Genomic DNA, 18,169 nt, shown 5'->3' with positions numbered 1-18,169 from the left:
TAATAACTATTTTAAGAACAATCAATTAGACTCTTTTATATTATGTTTATCTCTACCATTAAGCACTTACACCTTATAATTAATCCTACTTTATAACTTTAATCTATCTAAACACATGAAGTTTGCTACTATTTTAAAAACAAAACTGACATAGTAAATTTAAGCAAAAAATCCCGATTACCACAAAAGATAATCGGGATTTTGCAAACTAACTAACCAACCATTGAAGCACTAATTATAAAGCTTCAAAAGCATCTTTATAAAAGTCTGTTTAAAATTTATTTAACTATTTTAATACAAACTTTACTTTGGTTTTAATATCTGTCGAAGAAGCTCCAATTAACGCTTCAAAGTCACCTGGTTCTGCAACCCAGTCATGCTTAACTGGATCGAAAAAGCTTAAAGCTGCTTTATCAATTGTAATTGAAACTGTTTTTTCTTCTCCTACTTTTAGATTTACTTTTTCAAATCCTTTCAATTCTTTAATCGGACGTGGTAAAGAAGATTTTAAATCACTGATGTATAACTGAACTATTTCTGAACCATCTTTAGTTCCTGTATTTTTAACTTTTACAGTAAATGTAATTTTATCTGCAGCAGTTATAGTTTTTGCATCTGCAGTAACTTTTCCGTATTGGAAAGTAGTATAGCTTAATCCGTGTCCAAAGCTGAACAATGGTTTTACTTTTTGCTTATCTGCCCAACGATATCCTACAAAAATACTTTCGTTATAGGTAACTTCTTCTTTTCCTGGAAATTCTCCCAAAGCATGTGCTCCGTTATCTTTTAATTTTACTGGGAAAGTAAACGGAAGTTTTCCTGAAGGGTTAGTATCTCCAACTAAAACTGATGCCAAAGCAGTACCAGTTTCTGATCCTAAAAACCATCCTTGCACAATTCCGGGTACTTCATTTACCCATGGCATTGCTACTGCATTTCCTGAGATATTTATAAATACTAGATTTTTATTTGCTTTAAGCAATTCAGTTACAATTTTATCTTGATTATATGGAAGCTCTAAACTCAAACGATCTACTCCTTCGGCATCTTGATAATTACTTTTGTTTAATCCTCCAATAAACAATACAACATCAGCTTTTTTAGCCACATCTATAGCTTCTGCTAATAATTGTTCTGCTGAACGTTTCTCTGCTAAATTTTGTCCAGAAGCTACTCCGTTATAGCTACTTTCTGCATCTCCTACATATCCACGAGCATAAATAACTTCTGCTTGTGTGCCTATTCTTTTCTTTAATCCATCAAGTGGAGAAATTTCGTATTTTGCTTTTAATGATGAACTACCTCCACCTACTGTCATCATCTTGATTGCATTTTCTCCAATAACAGCAATTTTCTTAGTCTTATTAAGATTAATTGGCAATATGTTATTTTTGTTCTGCAATAAAACAATTCCTTCTTCGGCAATTTTGCGACCTGCAAGACCATGCTCTTCTGTTCCGAACGAACCATATGGTCTGTTTTTATCCATTGTAGTTAGGAATGCTAATCGAAGTATGTTACGTACTTTTTGATCTAATTCTTTCGTCCCTACTTGTCCTGATTTAATCAAGTCTAAATATGGTTTTGCCAAATAATAATTATCATATGCATTGCTTGTTCCTGCTGATAAACCATTTGTCCAAGTTCCAAACTCCATGTCAAGACCATTTGTAATTGCTTGGCGTGTATCGCTAACACCTCCCCAATCGGCAACAACAGCACCTTTAAAACCCCATTCTCCACGAAGAATATCATTTAACAAATACTCATTATGGCAGTTAGCCTGTCCTTTATATTTGTTATAAGATCCCATTATTGTCCAAGCATCTCCTTCTTGAACAGCTGCTTTAAATGCTGGTAAATAAATCTCGTACAAAGCACGATCATCTACATTAACATTTACAGTATGGCGATTTGTTTCTTGATTATTCAATGCAAAATGCTTTACACACGCTGCTACACCATTTTGTTGCACTCCTTTAATGTATGGTACAACCATTTTTGAAGCCAAAAATGGATCTTCTCCCATATATTCAAAGTTACGTCCATTAAGTGGTGATCTGTAAATATTTACACCTGGCCCTAATAAAACTGTTTTATTACGGTAACGTGCTTCCTCTCCTATTGATTTACCGTATAATGAAGACATTTCTTTATTCCAAGTTGCTGCAAGAGCTGTAAGTGCTGGGAAAGCAATACATGAGTCATTTGTCCATCCTGCTTGATCCCATTCGTCCCATAAAACTTCTGGACGAATACCATGAGGCCCATCGGTCATCCAGAACTCAGGAATTCCTAAACGTGCTACTCCAGGCGAACTAAATTTTGATTGTGCATGAACCATTGCCACTTTTTCTTCTACTGTCATTCGTGCAAGTGCATCTTCGACACGTTCTTGAATTGGCTTTTTATCATCTAAATAAACCGGTACTTTATTTTGTGCATTCATTCCGAATGAACCCAATAAGAGCAAAACAACAACTGTTTTAATATTTCTAAACATAACTACTTATTTATTAATAATTTATTTTAATATAAAGACAAAATTTAAATCTTACTTAATCTTAAGTAAAATCCATGTAATTATATTGTAAAGCTAAAACGATATAGTTTACTTAGAAAGCCTAATTATATAAAAGTAGCGATATAAAAACATAAACACCTAATAACAAAAGTATTACATGTCCTTAAAACGCTAAAAAAGTAGTGAAATTGAAATTAATTATTGCATTTTAACAGCAATTAAGCCGATTTTGATAACCATTTCTTCAAATTCGTTACGAGAAACAGCGGCCTTATTTCTTGCTCGTGTACGGTAATTGTAAATGGTGCTTAAAGAGTAACGAAGGAAAGCTGCAATTTTTACACTATCATTAATCCCAAGTCGTATTAAAGCAAAAATTCGTAGTTCTGTATTTAACAATTCTCCTTGTTTGAGTACAATTTGTTCTTCACTAATAAGTAATGAATTAAAATCTTTCACGAAAGTAGGATATAGATTTAGAAAAATAATGTCAAAATTCTTGTATAACTCTTCCAATTCATTATCAACCAAAGTAGTCGATTTTAAAATTTTGTACAATTCATCAAACTGTTTTGCCGTCGCTTTTTTATTTAATGTAATACGGTACGTTTCGAGTTTATTGATATAAGTAGAACAAAGACTAAAAAAATGAGCTATATACTCTTCTTTGATATGATTGGATTCTGACAATTGGGCATTTCTCTCTTTTAGCTGATTATTTGTTTTACTGATGTCTGCATTTAATTTGACCAGTTCTTCGCTTGTTTTAAAGAGTTCTTCCTTTATTCTGGAAACTCTTTTCATTTGCTTATAAACATAAATTACTGCCAAAACCAAGAAACCGGAAAGCACACTTATCAATATAAGATACAATTGCAATTGACTTTTGCTTTTGGCTTCTTTGTCTAAATAAGCGGTATTGATAATCGAATACACTTCTGACATTTGAAGTGTGCGGAATTGCACATTACAAAAAATCGCATCTTCAATGGCTGATTTTGTTAATTTATAGGCGGTACCTACATCCCCCAATTCATAATAAACTAAAGCCAACTCCTGAATTGAAGCATTGTCTTTTATTGAGTTTTTTAAATCTGCAGTTGCTGATATCGCAAAGTATATTTTTTTTAATTCTAGATTTTCTTTCTCTTTATTTATACTTCCTAAAAGATAGGCTATCATAGCATACTGCGGATTGTTATCATTTGTTTCTTTCAACAATTGCATTAAAAATTTCTCTGCACTATCAATTTTTCCTTCTGAAATATTCTTTTCAGCCAGATTGATTTTATACTTTAGTGATTGAGGATTTAGTACCATTAATAGTGAATCTCGATATTTTACAACTTTCTCTACATACATCGGATTATAGCTATTGGTGGAGTAATGTGAGAAAAAATCGCTATACCCTTCGTAGTAATCTGAAAGTAATTGCGGAGATAATAGCTTTTTATTTATACTTTTCAAGATCTCTTCAGACTCTCGGTATCTCCCTGATGAGGAGTAAAGATTTGCTAATTGCAATTGAGCCGTTTCTTCTAAATCTTTATTACGCAATTTATTAGCAATCTTCAGATTCTTCTTAACATAACAAATAGCCGAATCTGAATTGAATTTTTGGTATTCTTTATATAAATTCTTGTTGTAATTATACTCTTGATAATCAGATAAATCTGTAGATTTTATTTTTTTAAAATTCGCAATCCTTTCGTCTTTTAATTTAACATATTTCTGCTTGTTTTTTAATGCTAAATTCAATTTTACAAATACCGAATCAGCTCTGTTATCTGCATAAGCAGGATAGCATATAATAACCAGAAAAAGAAATAAAAGAGTGTTTTTCAAAACCGTTTTCAATATAAATAATTAGGATAGTCAAAGATAGTAAAGTGCAACAAAATAAATATTTATTTATACAATTAGAAGCTTTGCTTAAAATTAGAAATAGCTACCAGCATAAAAAGTTATTTCAAGCCCAATGACATTCATTGTGAGACCTCGGGATATTACAAAGATGCTCTTGACAAAATTAATCTTTATGATTGTGTATTATTAGACTTAATGCTTCTGGATGGTAATCGATTTGATATATTAAAAGATTTTTAAAAAAAAAGTCATTGAAAAATAGACTATGCTTTTGAAAATAATTTACCCCAATTTACCGTTAAATTCTAAAAAATTCAAACTTCCTACAGCATTCTAGTCTAATTTTGAAATGTAGATTTATTAATAAAACTAAAAACAATATGAGAACAACAATAATATCACTATTCGGAATATTAATTTCAACTTTTGCAATGGCTCAGGATTTAAATCAAAAAGATGTTCCTGGAATTGTAAAATCAACATTTTTAATAAAATTTCCAGATGTTACTAATGCTAAATGGGAAAAAGAAAAAGACAACTATGAGGTATCATTTATTCATGATAAACAACCTCAATTAGCGTTACTGGATAGCTCAGGCAATCTTATTCAAACTGAAATTAAAATAACAAAAGATCAATTACCAAATAGTATTTTACCATACGTTAAAGTTAATTATCGTCGTAAAAAAATCAGAGAAGTTGCTAAAATTACAGATGTGAACGGTAAAATTTTCTTTGAAGTAGAAATCTATAAAAAAGATTTAATATTCGATTATAAAGGGAATTTTGTAAAAGAAATATCCAAATAAACTATTTGAGAACACTCATTTTCAATTTAATAAAACTGTTAATAGCCAATTATCAGCAGTTGATTTCGCATTTGATGTCATTCCGCAGTGAAGTATTAACTCTCGTTTCTCAATAGATTTAGGGCTAAAAAATAAGTTCAAAAAGGGAAAGGCGAAGTATTTATTAATGCAACTGATATCCTAAATACACTTGTAAATAAGAAAGAAATACAAGGCAATGATTTTAGTTACAATAGCAGAGATTATTAAGAAACATAAGTTGTTTGATTTGGGTACAGTTATAAGTTTTAAAAAGAGTAATTTTGCGCCTTATTTTTAAATATATACTATATTGCTAATTATAACAGGCTGGTTGTGATTATCGAATTGGTATCAAAAAAATTGCAATCAAGGAACTAATTATACTTTAATAAACAAATTTTTAGAATAATGATATACATCCATTTCATAGTTAACCCGATTTCGGGAAATGGGAAACACAAAATTACCAGCACTTTTTTAAATAGCACTTTTTCAAGCTCTGAATTTAAAATTGAAATAGATTATACAAAACATAAAAAACACGCCATCGAGTTAACCGAAGCAGCTGTTGCTAATGCTCCTGACTATATTGTAGCGTGTGGTGGTGATGGTACGATAAACGAAGTTGCTTCTTGCCTTATTGGTACTAATATAAAACTAGGAATAATTCCTGTTGGCTCTGGAAATGGTTTAGCTTCGAATTTAAATATCCCAAGAAATTTCGAAAAAGCAATCGAAATTATCCGAAAAGGAGCTGTTTCTACTATAGATGTGGGTAAAATAAATGATCATTATTTCTTTAGCAATACAGGAATTGGAATTGATGCATTGATTATAAAAAAATACGAACACTCAGGAAATCGTACGCTTATTGCTTATGTAAAAGCTTCTTTGGCTTCTAGTTTAGAATTTAAAACTCGTAATACGCTATTATCTTTTAATGATAAAAAAATAAATGCAAAACCATTTTTATTATTCATTTCTAATTCAAATGAAATGGGCTATAATATGAGCTTAACGCCAAAAGCTAGTCTTAATGATGGTTGGTTGGATTTAATTATTGTTCCTAAATTATCATTTATCAAAAAGATGGCTTTAGGTTATCATGTATTGCGTAATAGTGTTGAAAAATTTAAAAAAGCAGAACATGCATTGATCCAAAATCTTGATATTGAAGTTCCAGATGTTACTCAGCTGGATGCTCAAATAGATGGAGAATCGCACGTATTGAATACAAATAAAATTAACATATCAATTATTAAAAGTGGACTTACGGTTATTACAGACTAAATAGATTTACTTATTTGTAAAGCAGCATCCAACTTTATGGCTGCTACCTACTTTATATCCATGGTTGTTTTTGACTTTTTCAGAACCTTAAAATATCAGACTACTTTTTGACTATATTTGAACCCCGAATCGATTTAAAAACAACTAAATCAATTAATTGTATTTATGGATCTAAAACTTTTTGTCCCCCAAAATAAATTGTTAAAAAACTATATCGATTATTTTTATATTCTAAAAAAATCTCCTAATTCTGAAAACGTAAGTTACTATACTTTTCCTTATGTAAATTCTATAGTCTCTATTAATCAATATCCGGAGTTCATATTTGAAAACAACAAACTAACTGTCGGAAAAAACAGTAACAATCCTTTACTTGCTACCTTAATATGTGGTTATACTAAACCTATAGAAATTAATATTCCGGGATATATTCATGAAATAACCATTAGCTTTAAACCATTAGGAATAAATGCATTTTTAGAAAAGAACCTAAACTTTTATACGGGAAAATCTTTTTCTTACTTTAATCCGTTTAATGATTTTACTGCATCTATGTCAGAAATCATGAATACTACTTTGGGAGAAGAGAAAATAAAAAAATTAGAACATTATCTCATCAGTAAATTCATAGGATTCAGCCACCCTTTTTTAAGTTCTATACTCACAGATATGCAACACACTGAAGGTAATTATACAATTAAAGACCTTGCCGATAAATATAAAATAAGCCGTAAAACATTGTGCAAGCATTTTGAAATACATATTGGAAAAACACCTTCTGAACTCCGAAAAATCATTAGATTTCGCCAAGCTATGCATCAACAAATAAATAATCGTACGAAGAATAATTTTTCAGACATTACTTATCAGCTTGATTTCTTTGACCAATCACATCTTATCAAAGATTTTAAATCAATGACAGGTTTTTCTCCAAAAAATTTCTTCAATAAAATAACCTCTCATGAAGATGGAATTATTAATTGGATGTATATATAATTTCTCTAAGGTTACATTTTTACAATTTTAAACAAATATAACTAGGTATTTTTGATAGATAATTCTCATCTTTTATAATAACAATAAGTATGCTTGTAAAATTAATTACGCTCTTGTTTAGAATTATCTTAAATCTGTTTTAAAACCAAAAAAATCATTTAAATCAGGTTATTCCCAAAAACACGCATACAAATTTACCCCCCTAATAGAACTGAAAACAAGTAGATTAAAAAATGCAAAAATAGAACCGCGCTATTTTTGCATTATTGTTTTATTGAGTTATCTAATTAAACTTCTAAAAGTAAAATCACAAATTATCTATACCTTTTATTTCTCTAAAATAGTCTATCATGTAAGTCTTGTAAATTTATTTAAGACCATATTTTTAAAGCAATTATATATCGTTTAAAACAGTTATTACGTTATTCTAAAATGCCATTGCAAACCCAAATCCGATTTGTTTGCCATTATAAAAAGGAGTTATTACCGAAGAAACATTTTTTTCTTTCGCTCCAAAAATCTTCTTAGTAACATACGGGCTAATCCAATAAGCAATTTTTGTACTCATTATTCCGATCCCTGCTCCTGCCGCAACATCTGTAAGCCAGTGTCTGTCATTAACCATCCTAAATACTCCTGTTCCAGTAGCAATAGCATATCCTGCAACACCATACCATATCGATTTATCCTTATACTCCTGATACAAGAATTCAGCTCCCGCAAAAGCAGTTGCGGTATGTCCCGAAGGAAATGAATTATTAGAGCTTCCGTCTGGTCTTTCAACTTTAGTAATAGATTTAAGAGCTAATATTGTAGCTGTCATAATTACATAAGACGTACCCAATATTATAGTTCTGTCTTTTAAATTATTCTTTCCTTCAACACCAAATCCATTCAAAGCATAAACAGAAGCAGCCGGAGCATATTGCGAAAAGTCATCAATGGTTATTTTCTTATCAATATCTTCTTTTACTTCATTGTGAATTTGTGAGTTAAAACTAATTAACTGATCACTATTAAGACCTATAAGCCCATACCCAATTAAAGCACCTGGAATAATAAGCTGCTTATAATTGAATTTCAAATTCTGTACCGTATCATTTTTCACAGCTACAGTATCTTTTACAGTATCTTGAGCTTTAAGAGTTGTAATACTCAACAATGAAAATAGAATGATTTTTAGCATTTTTTAAAAAAATTATAAATTAATAATATTTTGAGCATAAGATAAATAGCCATCAATTACATTATAACAGCTATTCAAAATGTTAAAACTACAATAAAATTATGGAAAGATAAAGACCATATTAAACAAAATCCTTATTTTGGCTGGTTGCAAACTATGGTGAAACACTAAGCTTAAAAACAATTGCTATTGAGCAAGAACTTGGATTTATTCCTGAGATTAAATGCATCGAAGAAGATCATCAACTAACAATCGATCAGGAAAACGGAATAACCAACGAAAGAGCAATAAAAATGGTTGAAAACATATTGAGACTATAATTATCTTAGATAAAATTTAATTGAAAAAATGAAAAAAAATCTATTATTTCTACTATTCCTACTTTTTGTATCATGCAATAAATCCGAACTGAAAAGACAACAAATTAAATCAGGATTCATTAATAAACCAGGAGTATATTCTGTTTTTCAAAACGATCTTGAAACTAAAAAAATATTTCTAAAACAAATTAAAGATGAGCATCTAATATTTGTAATATCAGATATTCATAATAAAATATTGTTTCAACAAAATTCAAACAACCCCTTTAGCACTTTTACTCCTTATAATTATTGGTGTTTATATGTTGATGAACAAGCTAATGTATGGTTTTATAATTCTGATGATTCTCCAAAAGTTATTTTATTTAATCCTGAGACGAAATTGTACGAGGCTAAAGATTTTTGTAGAACAAAACTATTATTACCAAAAGAATTCAGAAAGAAATTAGAACTCAAAAGTACATTCAAAAATTGTAATTCATTTAATTAATCGAAAAATGATTTTAAGGTGATTTAATAAAGCTACTACATCCTAAACTAGCTACATGAAAACAAACTATTCGTTTTGTATTACAATCTTACTTTTTCATGAAATTCAATTATAAGAAGTAATCTTGCAATCTATCTTACCAAAAATACTCTATCTTTGAAAAACATGAAGAACAAACGAACCTATCCAAAAAAGATGCGACTTGTCGTGATACTACTTGCTGTAGTGTTTGCACTTACTCCGTGTTCAGTAAAGAGTTCATTGTTTTCTATTTTTGATATCGAATACTTTCAAACACTCAATAAGAACCAAACTACAACGACAGGAGTTTCTTATTGCGAAGTACAAGAATCCAGCGTTAATCAATCAGAAAACAGCATTGAGAAACTCAAGAAACAAATCCCTATTTTACCCGTTTCTGTTTCTGAAAATCAAATTTTATTAGCAACAGTATTACATAAAAAACACATTTATGTAAATGTAGCCACTGTAAACACTCCTCCTTTGTATATTTTATACAAACGATTAAAATCCGATCTAGCATAATCCCAAACAATCGCATTTTACTTATTATCGTTTTTTAAAATTAAAATATACACTTATGAAAAATATTCATTTGAATCAGTCATACAATTTGGCTGGTCTTTTTACGCTTTCTATTAGGCTTGTTATTGGCTGGACATACTTTTCGGCTTTCTGGCGAAGACTTATTCTGGAGAACAAATTAATTCAAGATGAAGCAGGATATATTGGCGAAAAATTCAATCATTTTCTACCAAATGCATTAGGAATTAAGCCTATAATCGAATATTTAGTTACAAATCCCGAAGCGCTTTGGTGGTCAATGGTTAGTTTTACCATTATCGAAGCTATTGTAGGCTTACTGATCATGCTTGGGTTATTCACCCGATTAATGAGCTTTGGAGTCTTTAATTTAGCCATGGGTATTTTATTAGGTTCGGGTTGGATTGGAACTACTTGCTTAGACGAATGGCAAATTGGAGTTTTAGGAATAGCTTGTGGTTTTACCCTATTTTTAAGCGGAAGTGGTTCTTATTCCTTAGACAATTACTTCATGAATAAGGATTATGCCTTCACTAAAACAAAATGGTTTTCATGGCTAGGTTCTGGTCCACTACATATTCCTAATCTTAAGCCAATTGTTCTTGTTGGATCCTTGCTAATATTAGCGCTTACCTTATATACCAATCAATATTTTCATGGTGGAGTATTTGGAAAATTGCATAATAAATCGGTAAAACCTAAAGTTGAAATTAGCAATGCCACTATAAAAAATGATGCCTTACAATTTCAAATATATCGTACAGAAGGTGTTGATGTTTATGGTTCGTTTTTAATTGGAATTCAACTAAAAAATGAGCAAGGCGAAATGATTTTGGATTTAAAAGGAGAAGATTTGGCTAAATTCCCTAAAAAAGATATAGCCAACAAATACGTCACAAAAGTAAAACCAGGCAAACACAGTTTGATAATTCCGCTTGGCGCAAAAGCAATTCTGAATTTTGATTTAACAAGTTATCATCTGCAAAAAAACACCAATTATACTATAATCCTCACCGACATTAGCGGAACGGAATGGACTAGTACTGTTGCTAAATAAAACAAATTAATTAGGTTTGGCGAGATAGAAACTTGTTTTTTATTTGTATTTTCGCACAATACAAAACGATTTGTTTCTATTTTGCCAAGCTTTTTTTAAATTTATAAATGAAGAAATAAATCTCAGAAACAACTATTCTAAATTCGTTACTGATAATTAATTCCAACATATAGAAACATAGATTTTGTAGTCTGAAAAAGGCATTTCACTTATTTAAAACGCATATAACTCTAGCTATGTGAAAGGAATAATTTTCTTTTTGAGTTCTATTTCACTCTTAAAATCTATGTTTGCTATGTGTTTAATAAATTTAATGAGTTAGACAACGCAGTATAAAAAACAAACTAAAAAATGGTGAAATTCGGCTATACAATATTATATGTTAACGACGTGAGTAAATCAATTACGTTTTATGAAAATGCATTTGGCTTTACGAGAAAATTTGTAACTCCCGAAAATGATTATGGTGAACTTAGTACTGGAGAAACTACAATTTCATTCGCATCAAAAGAACTAGCTAATTCAAACTTAAAAAATGGTTTCATAGAAAGTGATGTAACCAATAAACCTTTTGCTACCGAATTGGGTTTTATAACCGATAATGTAGCTGAAATTCTTGCAAAGTCTAAAGAAGCAGGTGCGACTATTCTACAAGAAGCAAAACAAAAACCTTGGGGGCAAACAGTTGCTTACATAAGAGATATTGATGGTTTTTTGATAGAAGTTTGTACCCCAATGGGATAATTATTCTACGGTATCACTCTTTACAGAATAATAGGATATCTTCGCTCTGCAAAAAACTGACTAAACCAAAACATAAAATAATGAACGAATTAAGACCTAACGGACAAAGGGCAAAAAATGCAATATTATTAATATGGATTATACTTTCTCTTAAGATTGTAAGTTTAATTTCTAGTTTTTTACAATATGATATGATTCAAACTGCTGCGGCTGGAGGCACAATTTCAACAGATGTAGCAAATGCAAACGATAGCAGAGAACAAGTTATAGGCATAATTTATTTGATTGCTTATGTAGTTTCTGGAGTAACTTTTATTCAATGGTTCCGAAGAGCATATTTTAATCTTCATATAATAACTCGCCCCTTATCTCATACAGAAGGATGGGCAGCAGGAAGTTGGTTTTTACCTTTTATAAATCTTTATAGACCTTATCAGATTATGGCAGAATTGTATGAAAAAACAAAATCCTTTCTAGATAGAAATAAGATAACAACAACTAGTAGTCTTTCAACAGCAACTTTGGCTGTATGGTGGACACTTTGGATAATCAGCAATATTCTTGGGCAAATTGTATTTAGATATTCTATGAAAGCCATAACTATTGATCAATTGAATACCAGTACGATTTTGAGCATAGTCTTAAATGTTATTGGAATACCACTTGCCTTAATTACTATAAAAGTCATCAAAGATTATTCTCAAATTGAGCCATTATTAATTCAAACTGAAGAGAGTAAAAAACAACATCAACCAGTAGCAAATTTGATAGAACAAGAATAGTAAATACTTTATTGCTTTATCAAAAAAATTCAACTTCAAAAACGTAACAATTTTTAAATAAACACATGAGCGTAAAATACCCTACCATACTAGACAGAACCAAATCTACACTTATAGATACCATATTACTTATAGCGTGTATGTATATTTTTACCGATATACTTACTAATTTCAGTACTATTCCTAATTGGGTTAAAGTTACTTTATTTGTATCATTGCTTATGTACGAGCCAATCTGCACTACATTTGGTGCAACGATAGGAAATCACAAAAACAATATCAGAGTCAGAAAAATATCAGATACTTCTAAGCGTCTGAATATATTTCAATCAATAATTAGATATTTTTTTAAGCTTATTTTTGGTTGGTTTTCTTTTATTACGATTTTCATGAATCCAAAAAGTCGTTCAATACATGATTTAATTTCAGGAAGTGTAATGATAAAAATTGATTAAGTATCATGCATGTATTACTTCAGATTGCAAAATAAATCTAAATTCTTCTTCTCTCAAGTCATCAATGAGAAAATCCTAATGAAACACTAACCAGAATAATACAGATTACAATTAGAGTAATTACTACATACAGATAATCTTTCTCTAGTAAAAAAGAAAATAACGATAGTAATACACGTAATACAGGTGTGAGAAACAACAATATTACTCCAAAGAATATTATAGATTCTCCTTTACCTTGGATAACTCCATTGTAAATTGCTGTGATTACTTCGAAGATGTTTCTGTCGTTTTCTTTAAATACCGAATAATCTTCGATATCGTTGCCATGATGCATCAAATAGATAATACCACCGATAAAAGCAACAGATAATGAAATCCATACTCCGTAACGCAATAAATTCCCAATAATGGATTGAAAATCTTTTTCTCCAAATTTTTCCTGTGTCATAACCTTAGATTTTTCCATTAAGTCCATTATAAATCATATTTATTGCAAGCACAAAAATAAGACAGGCAAAAAAGATACGAAGCTTTTTAGGATTTGTTTTAACTAATAATTTGGCTCCAGCCATAGCCCCAAATAATACGCCTATTACTACTGGCATACATATTCCTGGTTCAACATATCCCTTTTGGATATAAATTACAGAACTTGCCATTGCTGTAACTCCCATCATAAAATTACTGGTCGTGGTAGAAACCTTAAACGGAATCTGCATGATATTATCCATTGCAATAACTTTAAAAGCTCCAGAACCAATTCCAAGTAATCCCGACATCATTCCAGCGATCCCCATCATACTAAATCCCCCCACGACGTTTTTTGTTCCATAACTAATAACTTCTCCATCATGTGTAGGATAAGTTCCTTGTAATTTCAGCTTTTTAGCTAAAGGACTTGACTCTAAAACAATATGTTCTTCCTTTTTTCGTAATGAATTAATAGCCGAGAAAATTAATGTAAGTCCGAATAAAACAGCAATAAAAGAGGTTGGTGCAATTGTAGAAAGTAGCGCGCCACCCACAGCACCAATAGTAGTTGCAATCTCAAGAAAAATCCCCAAACGCATATTGGTAATTCCCTCTCTTACATACGCAGCCGCTGAACCCGATGAGGTTGCAATTACTGATACCAAAGCTGCACCTATTGCATAATGAATATCGACTCCTAAAACAACTGTTAACAAAGGTATAATGATTATTCCACCGCCTAAACCTGATAAAGAACCTATAAAACCAGCTAAAAAAGCACCAAAAAGCATAATCAGAGTAAATGTAAGTACTGTCATTAGAATGTATTTATATTGCCCCTAATTTACGAATTGATATTAATTATTTGAGAATTCTGTTTCATAACAAAGTATTAAAAAAACTGGAGCTTGGCTATAACTATCAATTTTAATAGTACATTCCCACAATTAAGTGTTATTTTTGATAATCATTTTAAGAATATTATCTAAAATAGAACGCTGATGTCGCTGATTTACTAACGTAAAGGTGCTCATAAAAACGGATTTTTTTCCTTCCGATAATTTTAAGAATCTGTTTAATCTGCATCCCATTTTAGATAATCTTTGTAACTATAATAAATACAAGAAACAACTATAATATGAATGTTTTACTCATCGAGGACGATAAACGCATAAGCGAATTTATAGTAAAAGGTTTAGAAGAAAACAATTTTACAGTGCATTTAGCAGAAACTGGTGAGATTGCCAGAGACTTACTTCAAGAAAACACTTGGGATATTATCTTAATGGATATTATGCTTCCAGGCATTGATGGTATTCAGTTGACCAAATTAATGCGTTTTAAAAAAATCCATACTCCTATATTAATGCTTAGTGCGCTTAGTAATACTGATGATAAAGTGAATGCTTTAGATTCTGGAGCCGATGATTATCTTGTGAAGCCTTTTCATTTTCAGGAGTTAATTTCCAGAGTTAATGCGCTTACGCGAAGAACTAAATTTAATTATGATAAAGTAGAAACGTTATACACCTGTGGAAGCTTAACCATTAACCCCGAAGAACATAAAGTTACCGAGAACAATCAACCTATTGATTTATCACCAAGAGAGTATAAATTGCTGTTATTTTTACTTGAAAACAGAAATAAAGTAATGTCAAGAACCCAAATATTAAATGCCGTTTGGGGAATTAATTATGATAATAATACCAATGTAGTCGATGTTTATATTTCTTACTTAAGAAACAAAATAGAACAAAACCATAAATTTATCCACACCATAAAAGGAACAGGATATATGATTAAAGAATAGTCATGAAAATACGCAACCGATTTACATTAATATCTTCAATTACGTTTAGCATTGTATTTATAATTGCTTCGATTATAACATATTTATCATTTTACAGCTATTCAGAAAAGATAATGTACAATGAACTTCAGAAAACGTGTTTACTTACTGGTATATTCTATTTAGAGAAAGATGAACTTCCAGAAAACCAACACTTAATCATCGGGCAGCAATTCAGAGAAAATTCTCTGGAAATGGTAACCCGCGTTTACAACAAACAAAACGAAATTGTTTATGGTGAAAAAGAACATGATAAAAATATAACTATTGAAAGACTAGATTATATTCGGAAGAATAGGAAATTAAGTTTTAAATCAAATCACCACTTTTATTTCGGAAGCTATTACCGTGACAATCAAGGTGATTTTGTTGTTTTTGTTAAGAAAAATGATATTGAATTTAAAACTATCACTAACCGATTGTTAATTATCATGGTGCTGGTTTTACTCATTGGACTCATACTAATATACATGGTTAGCCGTAAGTTATCAAACCTTGCTTACAGTCCAATTAAAAACATTGTAGATCAGGTAAACGAAATCGAGGCTTCGTCACTAGACAGGCATATTATATCTCCAAATACCAAAGACGAAATACAAGAACTTATAGAAACTTATAATAATTTATTTAAGCGTTTATCGGATACATTTGTAATTCAAAAAAACTTCATCAATTATGTTTCTCATGAATTTAAAACGCCTTTAACAGCTATATCTGGAAATTTAGAAGTATTTGCACAAAAAGAAAGAACAAGTGCTGAGTACAAAGAAATGTCTGAAAAAGTATTAGAAAATGTATATCAAATAGAAGATACGCTCAACACCCTTATGATGCTGTCTGGGCTCAGAGATAATACCGAACTTAATGAAGTTTTTAGAGTAGATGAACTCGTATGGGATATCAATGACCAGTTACCAGATGTATATAAACTAAAGGATTCTCAAATACAAATTGCAATAGAAATCACTAATGATAAATTACTTTCGATAAAAGGAAATAGTAACGAGATTAAGATTGCTTTGTATAACATCATCGAGAATGCTGTGAAATATTCGAATGGCAATCCCATAAAAATAAGCTTATTACAACAAGAAAACCAGCTAAAAATCATAATCGAAGACCACGGTACAGGTATCAGTGAAAACGATTTAAAATTTATCAAACAAACCTTTTATAGAGGTAAAAATGTGGATGATATAAAAGGTAGCGGCGTAGGACTCTCTTTAGCAAATATCATATTCAAGCAAAATAATATTCACTTTACAATTACTTCTAAAAAAGAGGAAGGAACAACAGTAACACTACTATTTCCGCCACTCTAATCGTTTTCTAATGTTAGTCTAATCCTTTTTTAATATATATCAAATTATCATTTAATATGCCGCAAGTAGCTTTGCATCATATTAAAACAACATAATTTGAAACGTATAATCTTAACCCTACTCGTTATTGTATCACACAAAGCTGTGGCGCAAATTTCTACAATAAATGATACAATTGTTCTTTCTCGAACACAGGCTGAGGCTTTGTTTCTAGACAAGAATCTTTCACTTATTTCCGAAAAATTAAATATTGATATTGCCGATGCACAAGTAATTCAAGCAAAATTATGGCCAAATCCGACGCTTAACGTTGGTGAAATAAATCTTTGGAAAAATGCTACAGTTGAAGACTTACCTCCTATGATGGGTAATTTTGGAAGAACTACGCAAGTTAATGTCGAGCTAGAACAACTTATCCAAACAGCGGGGAAAAGAAAAAAGATGATCGCCATGGAAAAAGTTGGTGTAGATATCGCCAAAGAATATTTTAAAACTTTTTTACGTAATCTTAAAATTGAATTTAGAGGAAATCTTACTGAATTACAATTTGTACAAGCGCAAGAAGCCGTTTATCAAAAACAGCTTTCTTCAATGCAAATACTACTCAAAGCATATAGTAATCAAGTTACACAAGGTAATATTGGTAAAGGTGAATATATCAGATTAAAGGCTTCTGAGCTACAATTCTTAAAAGAAATAAGCGAACTCAAAAAAGAAAATAATTCATTGCAAAAAGAACTCAAAGTTCTTATGAATATGCCAGCTACAAGCTACATTAAAATTACAGATGAAGGCTTTGTCCCAGATAATAAAAACATCAATAACATAAACTTGGGCAGTCTATTGGCTTCGGCTATAGAAAATAGACCCGACATGAAAGTGCTCAAACTGGAAAATGAGTATAATACAAATAAGTATAAGTACGAAAAAGCCATGCGAACACCTGATGTAACTCTTGGCGTAAGCTATGATCGTGCCTCAAATATAATGAAGGATTTTGTAGGAGTAGGATTCTCTATGGATCTTCCTTTTTTCAATAGAAATCAAGGGAATATAAAAACTGCAAAAATAGCCATCGACCAAGGCAAACTACTTACCGAAGAGAAAGCAATAAGTGTGCAAGCAGAAGTGCTACAAGCCTATGAAGACTTGATAGTTACAAAAAGACTTTATGATAGTGTTGACTCCAATTATGAAGAAGATTTAGATAAGCTTTTAGAAAGTTATCGCAAAAACTTCATGCAGCGAAATACCAGCATATTAGAATACCTAGATTTTGTAGAAGCTTATTTACAAAACAAATCAATTCTACTACATTCTAAAAAAGACCTTAATAAAAATCTTGAAGAACTACGTTATATAGCAGGTCAGGAAATTAATTAATTATCCAAATCTGGAATACTGCACTAATTATCTAAAA

17 protein-coding genes are annotated in these 18,169 nt (G+C 30.6%); 12 read left to right on the top strand and 5 right to left on the bottom strand.

Annotated elements, in window-relative coordinates:
* Positions 1–286 precede the first annotated feature (286 nt).
* A complete protein-coding gene (locus IUY40_RS08375) occupies positions 287–2,503 on the bottom strand; it encodes a glycoside hydrolase family 3 C-terminal domain-containing protein (RefSeq protein ID WP_195736418.1) in 2,217 nt (738 codons plus the stop codon).
* A gap of 219 nt (positions 2,504–2,722) precedes the next feature.
* Positions 2,723–4,369 carry a DUF6377 domain-containing protein gene (locus IUY40_RS08370; RefSeq protein WP_195736417.1) on the bottom strand — a complete coding sequence of 549 codons (1,647 nt, stop codon included), beginning with the start codon at positions 4,367–4,369 and terminating at the stop codon, positions 2,723–2,725.
* A 401-nt stretch (positions 4,370–4,770) separates the two neighbouring features.
* On the opposite strand from IUY40_RS08370, the gene IUY40_RS08365 reads away from it, so the two are divergent.
* The 3 genes from IUY40_RS08365 to IUY40_RS08355 all read left to right on the top strand — a co-directional run bounded on the left by IUY40_RS08365 (position 4,771) and on the right by IUY40_RS08355 (position 7,506).
* Complete coding sequence (locus IUY40_RS08365) at positions 4,771–5,199, top strand: PepSY-like domain-containing protein (protein ID WP_195736416.1); 429 nt, start codon at positions 4,771–4,773, stop codon at positions 5,197–5,199.
* 429 nt (positions 5,200–5,628) lie between these two features.
* The gene (locus tag IUY40_RS08360) at positions 5,629–6,510 is read left to right on the top strand and encodes a diacylglycerol kinase family protein (protein ID WP_195736415.1); all 882 of its coding nucleotides are present in this window, start codon (positions 5,629–5,631) and stop codon (positions 6,508–6,510) included.
* Between the two features lie 198 nt (positions 6,511–6,708).
* On the top strand, positions 6,709–7,506 hold the full coding sequence (locus IUY40_RS08355) for an AraC family transcriptional regulator (RefSeq protein ID WP_195736414.1): 798 nt from the start codon (positions 6,709–6,711) through the stop codon (positions 7,504–7,506).
* A gap of 427 nt (positions 7,507–7,933) precedes the next feature.
* Here IUY40_RS08355 and IUY40_RS08350 read toward each other — a convergent pair whose 3' ends face one another.
* On the bottom strand, positions 7,934–8,692 hold the full coding sequence (locus IUY40_RS08350; protein WP_195736413.1) for a phosphatase PAP2 family protein: 759 nt from the start codon (positions 8,690–8,692) through the stop codon (positions 7,934–7,936).
* A 348-nt stretch (positions 8,693–9,040) separates the two neighbouring features.
* On the opposite strand from IUY40_RS08350, the gene IUY40_RS08345 reads away from it, so the two are divergent.
* The 6 genes from IUY40_RS08345 (at position 9,041) to IUY40_RS08320 (ending at position 13,104) form a co-directional block, all read left to right on the top strand.
* Positions 9,041–9,502: a hypothetical protein gene (locus tag IUY40_RS08345; RefSeq protein WP_195736412.1), complete on the top strand. Its 462-nt coding sequence runs from the start codon at positions 9,041–9,043 to the stop codon at positions 9,500–9,502.
* A gap of 165 nt (positions 9,503–9,667) precedes the next feature.
* Positions 9,668–10,048 (top strand): hypothetical protein, encoded by a 381-nt coding sequence (locus IUY40_RS08340; protein WP_195736411.1) that lies wholly within the window; start codon positions 9,668–9,670, stop codon positions 10,046–10,048.
* Between the two features lie 55 nt (positions 10,049–10,103).
* Entirely contained in the window at positions 10,104–11,123 is a 1,020-nt protein-coding gene (locus tag IUY40_RS08335; RefSeq protein WP_195736410.1) for a TQO small subunit DoxD, read from the top strand.
* A gap of 351 nt (positions 11,124–11,474) precedes the next feature.
* Positions 11,475–11,867 carry a VOC family protein gene (locus IUY40_RS08330; protein WP_195736409.1) on the top strand — a complete coding sequence of 131 codons (393 nt, stop codon included), beginning with the start codon at positions 11,475–11,477 and terminating at the stop codon, positions 11,865–11,867.
* A gap of 80 nt (positions 11,868–11,947) precedes the next feature.
* Positions 11,948–12,649 carry a DUF4328 domain-containing protein gene (locus tag IUY40_RS08325; RefSeq protein WP_195736408.1) on the top strand — a complete coding sequence of 234 codons (702 nt, stop codon included), beginning with the start codon at positions 11,948–11,950 and terminating at the stop codon, positions 12,647–12,649.
* Positions 12,650–12,714: 65 nt separating this feature from the next.
* Positions 12,715–13,104 (top strand): RDD family protein, encoded by a 390-nt coding sequence (locus IUY40_RS08320; RefSeq protein ID WP_195736407.1) that lies wholly within the window; start codon positions 12,715–12,717, stop codon positions 13,102–13,104.
* Between the two features lie 61 nt (positions 13,105–13,165).
* On the opposite strand, the gene IUY40_RS08315 is transcribed toward IUY40_RS08320, so the two are convergent.
* The gene (locus tag IUY40_RS08315) at positions 13,166–13,555 is read right to left on the bottom strand and encodes a DUF1634 domain-containing protein (protein ID WP_229335464.1); all 390 of its coding nucleotides are present in this window, start codon (positions 13,553–13,555) and stop codon (positions 13,166–13,168) included.
* Between the two features lie 4 nt (positions 13,556–13,559).
* Positions 13,560–14,396 carry a sulfite exporter TauE/SafE family protein gene (locus tag IUY40_RS08310; RefSeq protein ID WP_195736405.1) on the bottom strand — a complete coding sequence of 279 codons (837 nt, stop codon included), beginning with the start codon at positions 14,394–14,396 and terminating at the stop codon, positions 13,560–13,562.
* 320 nt (positions 14,397–14,716) lie between these two features.
* Here IUY40_RS08310 and IUY40_RS08305 point away from each other — a divergent pair, with 320 nt between their 5' ends.
* The 3 genes from IUY40_RS08305 (at position 14,717) to IUY40_RS08295 (ending at position 18,132) form a co-directional block, all read left to right on the top strand.
* Positions 14,717–15,388, top strand: coding sequence for a response regulator transcription factor (locus IUY40_RS08305; protein ID WP_195736404.1), 672 nt, complete (start codon positions 14,717–14,719; stop codon positions 15,386–15,388).
* A gap of 2 nt (positions 15,389–15,390) precedes the next feature.
* On the top strand, positions 15,391–16,749 hold the full coding sequence (locus IUY40_RS08300; protein ID WP_195736403.1) for a HAMP domain-containing sensor histidine kinase: 1,359 nt from the start codon (positions 15,391–15,393) through the stop codon (positions 16,747–16,749).
* Positions 16,750–16,845: 96 nt separating this feature from the next.
* Positions 16,846–18,132: a TolC family protein gene (locus IUY40_RS08295; protein ID WP_195736402.1), complete on the top strand. Its 1,287-nt coding sequence runs from the start codon at positions 16,846–16,848 to the stop codon at positions 18,130–18,132.
* Positions 18,133–18,169 lie beyond the last annotated feature (37 nt).

The organism is Flavobacterium sp. ALJ2 (genome assembly GCF_015594725.1).
In the GTDB taxonomy this organism is placed as follows: Bacteria; Bacteroidota; Bacteroidia; order Flavobacteriales; family Flavobacteriaceae; genus Flavobacterium.
The sequence above is the reverse complement of the archived record's forward strand: the minus strand, read 5'-3'. Positions and strand labels throughout refer to the sequence as shown.

Coding starts and splice junctions, on each gene's coding strand:
- IUY40_RS08340 (WP_195736411.1), top strand. CDS start 9,668: ATGAAGAACAAACGAACCTATCCAAAAAAGATGCGACTTGTCGTGATA.
- IUY40_RS08300 (WP_195736403.1), top strand. CDS start 15,391: ATGAAAATACGCAACCGATTTACATTAATATCTTCAATTACGTTTAGC.
- IUY40_RS08305 (WP_195736404.1), top strand. CDS start 14,717: ATGAATGTTTTACTCATCGAGGACGATAAACGCATAAGCGAATTTATA.
- IUY40_RS08330 (WP_195736409.1), top strand. CDS start 11,475: ATGGTGAAATTCGGCTATACAATATTATATGTTAACGACGTGAGTAAA.
- IUY40_RS08315 (WP_229335464.1), bottom strand. CDS start 13,555: ATGACACAGGAAAAATTTGGAGAAAAAGATTTTCAATCCATTATTGGG.
- IUY40_RS08335 (WP_195736410.1), top strand. CDS start 10,104: ATGAAAAATATTCATTTGAATCAGTCATACAATTTGGCTGGTCTTTTT.
- IUY40_RS08375 (WP_195736418.1), bottom strand. CDS start 2,503: ATGTTTAGAAATATTAAAACAGTTGTTGTTTTGCTCTTATTGGGTTCA.
- IUY40_RS08325 (WP_195736408.1), top strand. CDS start 11,948: ATGAACGAATTAAGACCTAACGGACAAAGGGCAAAAAATGCAATATTA.
- IUY40_RS08345 (WP_195736412.1), top strand. CDS start 9,041: ATGAAAAAAAATCTATTATTTCTACTATTCCTACTTTTTGTATCATGC.
- IUY40_RS08320 (WP_195736407.1), top strand. CDS start 12,715: ATGAGCGTAAAATACCCTACCATACTAGACAGAACCAAATCTACACTT.
- IUY40_RS08350 (WP_195736413.1), bottom strand. CDS start 8,692: ATGCTAAAAATCATTCTATTTTCATTGTTGAGTATTACAACTCTTAAA.
- IUY40_RS08360 (WP_195736415.1), top strand. CDS start 5,629: ATGATATACATCCATTTCATAGTTAACCCGATTTCGGGAAATGGGAAA.
- IUY40_RS08310 (WP_195736405.1), bottom strand. CDS start 14,396: ATGACAGTACTTACATTTACTCTGATTATGCTTTTTGGTGCTTTTTTA.
- IUY40_RS08365 (WP_195736416.1), top strand. CDS start 4,771: ATGAGAACAACAATAATATCACTATTCGGAATATTAATTTCAACTTTT.